We start from the raw sequence: 9,133 nt of genomic DNA, 5'->3' as shown, positions 1-9,133 counted from the left end.
ACGCCGCAAAGATCCTTATCACATGCCGGCGAGCAGCCACCGGAGCATCAACGTTCTGCGCATCGTCAAAGATATGGCCGTTGCCGATGCATGGGCGAGAAGCAACTCAAAGCGAGGAGCCAAAGGTAGCCAAGAAAGCTAAGGCAACATTGGACCAGCGATTATTGAAATGATAGCAAGGGGCACAGAGGACGATCCGCAGGCTATATCTGGAAGCCTCCGCCCCCATTTAAGATTTCATAATCGCAATCGACAACTCTGCTTAACGCAACAATTGAATCATCGACGAAAAATCACGCCCACCTTCACCCTTGTTGGCGAGCAATTGATACAGGCTTTCCGCCTGCGCACCCATAGGCACACTGGCGTTGACGGATGACGCGGCTTCCATGGCCAGCTTCAGATCCTTGAGCATCAGCGCCACGGCAAAGCCGCCCTGATAGTCGAGGTCAGCCGGTGTTTGCGGACCGACGTCCGGCAGCGGGCAATAGCTGGTCATCGACCAGCTTTGCCCTGACGACACGCTGGAAATATCGTAAAAGGTCTGCGGGTCGAGGCCGATCTTCTGGGCCATGGCAAAGGCTTCGCAGGTGGCGACCATCGTCGCGCCGAGCAGCATGTTGTTGCAGATTTTCGCTGCCTGTCCATTGCCCGCGCCACCGGCGTGGATCACAGCCTTGCCCATGGCCGACAGGATCGGCTTTGCCTTGGCAAAAGCGTCATCCAGCCCGCCGACCATGAAGGTCAGGGTGCCGCCATTGGCGGCCGCAATGCCCCCGGACACCGGCGCATCGACCATTTCAAAACCCTTTGCCACCGCAGCGGCGATGACCCGGCGGGCGGTAGCCACGTCGATCGTCGAGCAGTCCAGGAACAGCGCACCCGCCTTCGCTGCGCCGAATATCTCGTCAGTGTAGACGCCTTCGACATGCTTTCCTGCGGGCAGCATGGTCACCACTGCATCCGCCCCGGTTGCCGCATCGGCAGCGCTGGTGGCACGAATGGCACCAGCAGCCTCAGCCCTGGCCAGTGCCTCGTCCGACAGGTCGAAAGCACGAACGGCAAAGCCGTTGCCGACCAGATTGGCGGCCATGCCGCCCCCCATATTGCCGAGGCCGATAAAGGCAATAATGTGAGTCATTTCCTGCTCCTTCCAGCGAGCGCCCGTGAGCGCTCGATTATTAGCTAATCATCCATTCAGACCGCCCAAGGCTGACGTCAGATGGTCAGCGCCCCTTCCAGACGCCCGCGCGCTTTTCGACGAAGGCTGTCATGCCTTCCTTCTTGTCTTCAGTTGCGGTCAGAATCTGGAACAGGCGGCGCTCGGTCAAAAGGCCCTGCGCCAGACCGGTTTCAAAGGCGATGTTGACCATTTCCTTGTTCACCATGGCGGCCATCGGCGGCAGCGCGGCGATTGTCGCGGCGGTCTTGAGCGCTTCGTCCAGCATCGATGCGGCAGGCACGATGCGGCTCACCAGCCCTGAATGTTCGGCTTCCGCGGCGTCCATCATCCGGCCGGTCAGACACATCTCCATCGCCTTTGCCTTGCCCACTGCGCGGGTCAGGCGTTGCGACCCACCCATGCCGGGGGCCACGCCCAGCTTGATTTCCGGCTGGCCGAACTTCGCCGTGTCACCCGCGATGATGAAGTCCGCCATCATCGCCAGTTCGCAGCCACCGCCCAGTGCAAAGCCCTGCACCGCTGCGATCCAGGGCTTGCGGGTAGCAACCACGCCGGTTTGCCAGCCGGAGAAAAAATCCTGAAGGAAAAAGTCGGCGGCATCCTTCTCCACCATTTCCTTGATGTCGGCACCCGCCGCGAACGCCTTTTCGCCGCTGCCGGTCAGGACGGCGCAACGCTGGGTCGGGTCGGCATCATAGGCGGCGAAGGCGGCGCTCAGATCATGCAGCACCTGACTGTTCAGCGCATTGAGCGCCTGCGGTCGGTTGAGCGTGATCAGCGTGACTGCGCCCTGCTGTTCGACGAGGATGGTTTCATAGGTCATGACAGGTTTCCGTCTGAGGCAGAGGGGTCCATTCGTTTTCCGGCGCCAGCGGCGCGAAAAGGCTTTCGATCAGGGCGCCGTCCACCGCTTCCGGCGTGGCAGGCGTCCATTGCGGCGCATTATCCTTATCGAAGATCACCGCGCGTACGCCTTCCACGAAGTCGGGACGGCGGATGATGTGGCAGGCGAGGCGGTATTCGTTGCGCATATTGTCGGCGAAGTCGGTTAAGGCCGCACCTTCGGCCAGCTGGCGCAGGGCGACCTTGACCGTCTGCGGCGATTTGGTGGCGAGCACGGCCAGTTGCTTCTGTGCCCATTCCGACCCGTCCGCCTTCAGCGCGACCAATATATCCTCATAACGGTTCGACGCGAACAGATGATCTATCCGGTCCGCCTGCTCCGTCAGGCGGGAGGCGGGGGCCGCCTCATTTGCGAGGTCGAGAAGCACCGGCAAGGCGGAAGGATCGGCCAATATCTGCGCCTTGAGCGCATCAATCTTGTCTGACCCGACATAATGGGTCGCAATGCCGATGGCGGCGCAATCCGCGCCGTCGATCCGCGATCCTGTCGTGGCAAGCCATACGCCGATCCGGCCCGGCAAGCGCGGCAGGAACCAGCCGCCACCCACATCGGGGAACAGGCCGATGCCGGTTTCGGGCATGGCGAAAGTGGTCCGCTCGGTTGCCACGCGATAGCGGCAGGGGAGGGACAGCCCTACGCCGCCGCCCATCACGATGCCGTCGATGAAGGCGACGATCGGTTTGTCATAGACGAACAGCAGATGGTTCATCCGATATTCGACATGGAAGAAACGCTCGGCTTCGACGCAATCGGCCTTGGCGCTGTTGGCGATCAGCGCGATGTCGCCGCCCGCGCAGAAGCCCCGCGACAATTTCGGGTCGCCGTCGGCGGCGGGCAGATGATCGATCATTACGGCGACCACCGCCGGATCATCCCGCCACGCCAGCAGCGCCTGGTTGATCGCCTCGCACATGGCGGGGGTCAGGGCGTGAATGGCCTTGGGGCGGTTCAACCGGATGCGGCCGATGCCATTGTCGATAAAGGTCAGAAGCTGATCGGTCACGGTCATCTCCGTCACGGGCGCAGCATGTCGCGGGCGACGATCATGCGCATGACCTGATTGGTGCCCTCCAGAATCGAATGCACGCGCAGGTCGCGCCAGATGCGTTCGATCGGATAGTCCATCAGATAGCCGTAACCGCCGTGGAGTTGCAGCGCGCGATCCACCACGGACGAACCGGTGTCGGTGGCAAAGCGCTTGGCCATGGCGGCAAAGCGCGTCTTGTCCGGCGCATTGTCCGTCACCTTGACCGCGGCGGCGTAGAGCAGCGTGCGTGCAGCTTCCAATTCGGTCTGCATGTCGGCCAGCGTGAACTGCGTATTCTGGAAATCGGCGATCGACTGGCCGAATTGTTTGCGGTCCTTGGTGTACTGGACGCTCTCGTCAATGGCGCGCTGCGCACCGCCCAGCGAGCAGGCGCCGATGTTCAGCCGTCCGCCGTCCAGCCCCATCATCGCGATGCGAAACCCTTCGCCCTCCGCACCGACCAGATTGTCCACCGGCACGCGCACGCCATCGAAATTGACCTGCGCGGTAGGCTGGCTGTGCCATCCCAGCTTGCGTTCCTGCGCGCCGAAGCTGACGCCGGGCATGTCCTTTTCGATGACGAGGCAGGAAATGCCCTTGGCGCCATCCTCTCCGGTGCGCACCATGACGACATAGACGTCGTTTTCGCCGCCGCCCGAAATGAACTGCTTCGATCCGGTCACAACATAATGGTCGCCGTCGCGCACCGCCTTGGTCTTCAGCGCCGCCGCATCTGACCCGGCGCCCGCTTCGGTCAGGCAATAGCTGGCCATGCGGGTCATCGGCACCAGATCGGGCAGATATCTGTCCTTCACCGCCTGCGACCCGAACCGGTCGATCATCCATGCGCCCATATTATGAATGGAAATGAAGGCGCTGGTGGACGGGCAGCCATAGGCCATCGCCTCCATGATGAGCGCCGCCTCCAGCCGCCCAAGGCCGATACCGCCCGCTTCTTCCGACACATAGATGCCGCCAAAGCCCAGTTCCGCCGCCGCGCGGATCGTATCGCGCGGGAAGATATGCTTTTCGTCCCATTCCGCCGCAAGGGGCGTGATCGCGTCGGCGGTGAAGCGTTGCGCCATGTCCTGGATGGTGCGCTGGTCGTCGGTCAGGTCGAATTGAGTCATCGTTTAATCCCAAGAGGCGCGCGCGCTGTTGAAGAGGTCGCGCGCGCCCGAGTTTACCAGCGACCTTCCGCTGCTTCGCCGGCATCATGCGAGGAGGATATTATCCCCGCAGGAAATCACCCCATGGTGGGGATGACGAAGGCGCTGTCGCCGGTACCGCCGCCATCGGGCCAGCGCTGCGTGATCGTCTTGACCTTGGTCCAGAACTTGACGCCTTCCATGCCATGCTGGTTGGTGTCGCCAAAGGCGGAGCGCTTCCAGCCGCCGAACGTGTGATAGGCGACCGGCACCGGGATCGGCACGTTGATGCCGACCATGCCGACATTGACGCGCGCAGCGAATTCACGCGCCGCATGGCCGTTGCGGGTGAAGATGGCGACGCCATTGCCATATTGATGCTGGCTCGGCAGCGCGAGTGCTTCCTCGAAGCTTTCGGCGCGCACCATCTGGAGCACGGGACCGAAAATTTCCTCCTGATATGTCCGCATCGTCGGCTTCACATGGTCGAACAGCGTCGGGCCGACGAAGAAGCCTTCCTCATGCCCCTGAAGCGTGAAGCCGCGACCGTCCACCACCAGTTCCGCGCCTTCGTCGACGCCCATCTGGATATAGCTTTCGATTTTCGCCTTGTGCGCGGCGGTGACGACCGGGCCATAATGGGCTTCGGGATCGGTGGAGACGCCGACGCGCAGAGCTTCGATCGCAGGGATCAGCTTTTCGCGCAGCGCAATCGCCGTCTTCTCGCCCACCGGGGTCACGACGGGGAGCGCCATGCAGCGCTCACCCGCCGACCCGAAGGCGGCGCCGGAGAGGTCATTCACCACCTGGTCGAGGTCCGCGTCCGGCATGACGATGCCGTGGTTCTTCGCGCCGCCCATGGCCTGCACGCGCTTGCCGTTGTCGACGCCGCGCCTGTAGACATAGTGGGCGATATCCGACGATCCGACAAAGCTGATCGCGCCAATGTCTGGATGATCAAGGATGGCATCGACCATTTCCTTGTCGCCCTGCACGACCTGAAGAATGCCTTCGGGCAGGCCCGCTTCCAGAAACAGTTCGCAGAGGCGAACGGGGACCGAGGGATCCCGCTCTGACGGCTTCATGATGAAGGCATTGCCGGTCGCGATCGCGACGCCCGACATCCACAGCGGGATCATGCCGGGGAAGTTGAAAGGGGTGATTCCCGCGCCGATGCCGATCGGCTGGCGAAAGCTGTAAACGTCGATGCCCGGACCCGCGCCCTGCGTATATTCGCCCTTCAGCACATGGGGAATGCCGCAGCAGAATTCGATGACCTCCAGCCCGCGCTGAATATCGCCCTTGGCGTCGGCGATCACCTTACCATGTTCGGAACTGAGCAGATGCGCCAGCTCGTCCATATTCTTTTCGACCAGCGCCTTGAAGTTGAACATCACGCGGGCGCGACGCTGCGGGTTTACCGCTGCCCACGCCGGCTGCGCAGCCTTGGCGGCCTCGACCGCGCGATCCAGCAACGCTTTGTCCCCTAATGCGACGCGCGCCTGCACCGTGCCATCATTGGGATCAAACACATCGCTGTACCGCGTAGCCTTGCCGTCATGGTCAAAAGCGAGCTTATGGGAAATGTTGCGCATCAGTAATCTCTCCAGAATTTGCATTATTTTAGCGATGATGCAATTATGCAATCAATTGCTCGTTTTCGCAGAGTCTATTTGCATTTTTGCAGGGTTTGGTGATGTTCGACTGGGACGATTTGCGTATATTTCTCGCAGTCGCGCGAATGAAAAAGCTTTCGCCGGCATCCCGCTCTTTGGGAATTGATGCGACCACGGTATCGCGGCGAATAACACGTCTAGAGGAAAAGCTCGGGGCCAGGCTGTTCGAGCAATCGGGCGGCGAAAAGATATTGACGCAGCGAGGCACTTCCTTGTTGCGTCACGCAGAAAGCGTCGAGGGGGCCGCGCTGGATGCAATCTCCGAGTTCCGCGGAGAGCGGCATGGGTTGAGCGGGCACGTGCGTCTGTCGGTAGCGGAAGGTTTTGGGACCTGGATCCTGGCACCCGCTCTTCCTCGATTCCATGACGAATACCCTGGAATAAGCCTCGACATCGTGACGGCATCTGGCTTCTTGAACCCTTCCAAGCGGGAAGCAGACATGGCGGTCATGCTCGCGCGACCTCAGAGCGGATACCTGACTGTCCAGCGCCTTGGTGACTACAGGCTTCACCTTTACGCTTCACGCGAATACCTGATGGCGCGAGGGACACCTACTAGCCGATCAGACCTCGCCAGCCATACTCTGGTAGGATACGTTCCCGAGTTTCTTTTCACACCGGAACTGGACTATCTGGATGAGATCAGCACAGGCTTGCAGGCAACACTGCGTTCTAGCAGCATCAACATTCAAAGGCGGTTGGTCCTTGACGGCGCCGGCATAGGTGTCCTGCCGGATTTTATGATTGCCGCGGACCCACGGTTTATGCGATTACTGCCGAAGGAGGCTGGGATTAAACGCAGTTTCTGGCTGGTCACGCACAGAGATTTGGCGAACGTTTCAAGGATTTCCGCGATCTCAAATCTCCTGCGGGGATTATTCTCAAATTCGCAATAGCCACCCTGCTGATCCGTGCATCAGGCTTCTGATGCAGGCAAAGGTCCATAGAGGCATGCAGACGCGCCGTCGTTCGGACCATCCGCCCAAGGTATCGCTGCCAGACCCGCAAACGGGCTGTGCGCGGCTGCATGTTGAAGGCGATGTCGCGAAGCAAGGCGACCTTGGGCACTAAGCCTCTGCAAGAATGCCGTCCACATTTGGCACGGGCAGAATGATTAGCAGTATGCAGCAAAGAGGGCGAACGGTCATCCGGGGTATCATGAGGTCCTAAACCGCGGCGACACGCCGTATTGCATTGGCGAGCTTACGATTGTTCACACGATAAGACCCGAATGGGAAGGTCGGTGCTTGGATAAGGCCTTTTTCAGCTCCAAATGCTTTCCGAATCTTCTCCCCTCCCCCCGGCCTAATCCGCCTGGATCACCTCAACTAGCTCTCGATGTAGGCTGATCCCCTAAAAAACATCGAGTCAAACATTGTTTCGATATCATAACAAGGTCTCATATTAGCCATTTTCTGAGCCGAATTAGACCGCTAGTCCAAATTCCCTTGACAGATCGTCAACGCGAGCGTTGACAGTAAGAAAGATCGTTCCAAGGAGAGATGTGTCGTGAGTGGAGTTGAGACGAAGCCGGATTATGATGCGATCGTCATCGGTGCAGGTGTAACCGGGATGAACCAGACCTACCTGCTCGACCGGGAAGGCATGCGGGTTCTGGGCATCGAGGCGGGTGACGATGTCGGCGGGACCTGGTACTGGAACCGCTATCCCGGATGCCGGCTCGACACCGAAAGCTACACCTACGGCTATTTCGCGCTGAGCGGCATCATTCCCGAATGGGACTGGAGCGAAACGTTCGCCGGGCAACCCGAGATGCTGCGCTACGCCAATTATGCAGCCGACAAGATGGATGTCCGACGCCACTATAAGTTCCGCACCAAGGTGGAGTCCGCTCATTATGACGGCCTCGCCAATGTCTGGAAGGTCGGTCTGGACAGCGGCGAGAGGCTGACTTGCCGCTTCCTGATATCTGCAACCGGCCCGCTGTCCGCCTCGCGGATGCCGGACTACGCGGGGATCGAGGACTTCAAGGGCGAAGCCTTCCACACGTCCCGCTGGCCGACCGACGCCGAGGGCAATCCGCAGACGATCGATTTCACGGGCAAGCGGGTCGGCGTCATCGGCACAGGCGCGACCGGCGTGCAGATTATTCCCATCGCCGCACAGACCGCCCAGGACCTTTACGTGTTCCAGCGGACGCCGAACTGGTGCACGCCGCTCGGCAACATGCCGCTCGAAAAGGACGAAATGGATCTCATCCGCAAGCGCTACCCTACGATCCTGGAATATGTGAAATCGACGCCGACGGCGTTCCCCTATCACCGCGACACGCGCAAGGGGACGGAGGTTTCGGAGGCGGAACGCGAGGTATTTTTCGAGCAGCTCTATAATCAGCCGGGCTATGGCATCTGGCTCAGCGGCTTTCGCGATCTCCTGCTGAGCAAGGAGTCAAACAAGTTCCTCGCCGATTTCATCGCGAAGAAAATCCGACAGCGTGTGACCGATCCGGCGGTCGCCGAAAAACTGATCCCGACGGACCATCCGTTCGGTGCGAAGCGCGTGCCGATGGAGACCAACTATTATGAGGCCTATAATCAGGCCAACGTCCATCTGGTCGATATCAAGGGCGCCCCTATCCAGCATTTCACGCCTGAAGGGATCGTGACGGCAGACGGCGCCTATGACCTCGACGTGATCATCTTCGCCACAGGCTTCGATGCCGTCACCGGTTCGCTCGATCGTATCGACATCATCGGCAAAAACGGCCTGCGCCTCAAGGATGCCTGGGCCGATGGCCCTTCGACATTCCTGGGCCTCCAGGCGCGCGGCTTCCCCAATTTCTTCACGCTGGTCGGCCCGCACAATGGATCGGCCTTCTGCAATGTGGGCGTGTGCGGCGGCCTCCAGGGGGAATGGGTCACCCGCATGATCACCTATATGCGCGATCGCGGCCTGACCTTCTCGGAAGCCAGCGAAGCCGCCGAAGCGCAATGGACCGAGGCGGTCTATGCCGATTTTGCCAGGACGCTTATGGCCGACGCCAATGCCTGGTGGGTCAAGACGACGACCAAGCCCGACGGCAGCACGGTAAAGCGCACCCTCGTCTACGTGGGCGGTGGCCCCGAATATCGCAAGCGCTGCGAGGAGGTGGCCTATTCCGACTATGCGGGGTTCGAACTCGCCTAGGCCTTTGATCACGGGTTCGCGCAGGTCTTCAAGGATCGGCGAACCCGC

The 9,133-nt window shown here is 60.6% G+C and carries 7 protein-coding genes; 2 read left to right on the top strand and 5 right to left on the bottom strand.

Annotated elements, in window-relative coordinates; genetic code table 11:
- Positions 1-262: 262 nt before the first annotated feature.
- The 5 genes from mmsB to DI606_RS12920 all read right to left on the bottom strand — a co-directional run bounded on the left by mmsB (position 263) and on the right by DI606_RS12920 (position 5,857).
- Complete coding sequence (mmsB, locus tag DI606_RS12940; RefSeq protein ID WP_293983652.1) at positions 263-1,141, bottom strand: 3-hydroxyisobutyrate dehydrogenase; 879 nt, start codon at positions 1,139-1,141, stop codon at positions 263-265.
- Between the two features lie 85 nt (positions 1,142-1,226).
- Complete coding sequence (locus DI606_RS12935; protein WP_293983650.1) at positions 1,227-2,006, bottom strand: enoyl-CoA hydratase-related protein; 780 nt, start codon at positions 2,004-2,006, stop codon at positions 1,227-1,229.
- Positions 1,996-3,090: an enoyl-CoA hydratase/isomerase family protein gene (locus tag DI606_RS12930; RefSeq protein WP_293983648.1), complete on the bottom strand. Its 1,095-nt coding sequence runs from the start codon at positions 3,088-3,090 to the stop codon at positions 1,996-1,998. The genes DI606_RS12935 and DI606_RS12930 overlap by 11 nt, the downstream gene beginning before the upstream one ends.
- Before the next feature lie 11 nt (positions 3,091-3,101).
- Positions 3,102-4,244, bottom strand: coding sequence for an acyl-CoA dehydrogenase family protein (locus tag DI606_RS12925; RefSeq protein WP_293983646.1), 1,143 nt, complete (start codon positions 4,242-4,244; stop codon positions 3,102-3,104).
- Between the two features lie 116 nt (positions 4,245-4,360).
- Positions 4,361-5,857, bottom strand: coding sequence for a CoA-acylating methylmalonate-semialdehyde dehydrogenase (locus DI606_RS12920; protein WP_293983644.1), 1,497 nt, complete (start codon positions 5,855-5,857; stop codon positions 4,361-4,363).
- A 101-nt stretch (positions 5,858-5,958) separates the two neighbouring features.
- Here DI606_RS12920 and DI606_RS12915 point away from each other — a divergent pair, with 101 nt between their 5' ends.
- The gene (locus DI606_RS12915) at positions 5,959-6,834 is read left to right on the top strand and encodes a LysR family transcriptional regulator (RefSeq protein ID WP_293983642.1); all 876 of its coding nucleotides are present in this window, start codon (positions 5,959-5,961) and stop codon (positions 6,832-6,834) included.
- A gap of 613 nt (positions 6,835-7,447) precedes the next feature.
- Positions 7,448-9,085 (top strand): NAD(P)/FAD-dependent oxidoreductase, encoded by a 1,638-nt coding sequence (locus DI606_RS12910; RefSeq protein ID WP_293983640.1) that lies wholly within the window; start codon positions 7,448-7,450, stop codon positions 9,083-9,085.
- Positions 9,086-9,133 lie beyond the last annotated feature (48 nt).

This window comes from Sphingobium sp., from assembly GCF_003248505.1.
In the GTDB taxonomy this organism is placed as follows: Bacteria; Pseudomonadota; Alphaproteobacteria; order Sphingomonadales; family Sphingomonadaceae; genus Sphingobium.
Note: the sequence above shows the minus strand (reverse complement) of the source record. Positions and strands in the feature narration are given on the sequence as shown.

What these genes read in the sequence shown, in the direction of transcription:
- DI606_RS12925 (WP_293983646.1), bottom strand. Translation starts at nt 4,244, where the DNA reads ATGACTCAATTCGACCTGACCGACGACCAGCGCACCATCCAGGACATG.
- mmsB (WP_293983652.1), bottom strand. Translation starts at nt 1,141, where the DNA reads ATGACTCACATTATTGCCTTTATCGGCCTCGGCAATATGGGGGGCGGC.
- DI606_RS12915 (WP_293983642.1), top strand. Translation starts at nt 5,959, where the DNA reads ATGTTCGACTGGGACGATTTGCGTATATTTCTCGCAGTCGCGCGAATG.
- DI606_RS12920 (WP_293983644.1), bottom strand. Translation starts at nt 5,857, where the DNA reads ATGCGCAACATTTCCCATAAGCTCGCTTTTGACCATGACGGCAAGGCT.
- DI606_RS12935 (WP_293983650.1), bottom strand. Translation starts at nt 2,006, where the DNA reads ATGACCTATGAAACCATCCTCGTCGAACAGCAGGGCGCAGTCACGCTG.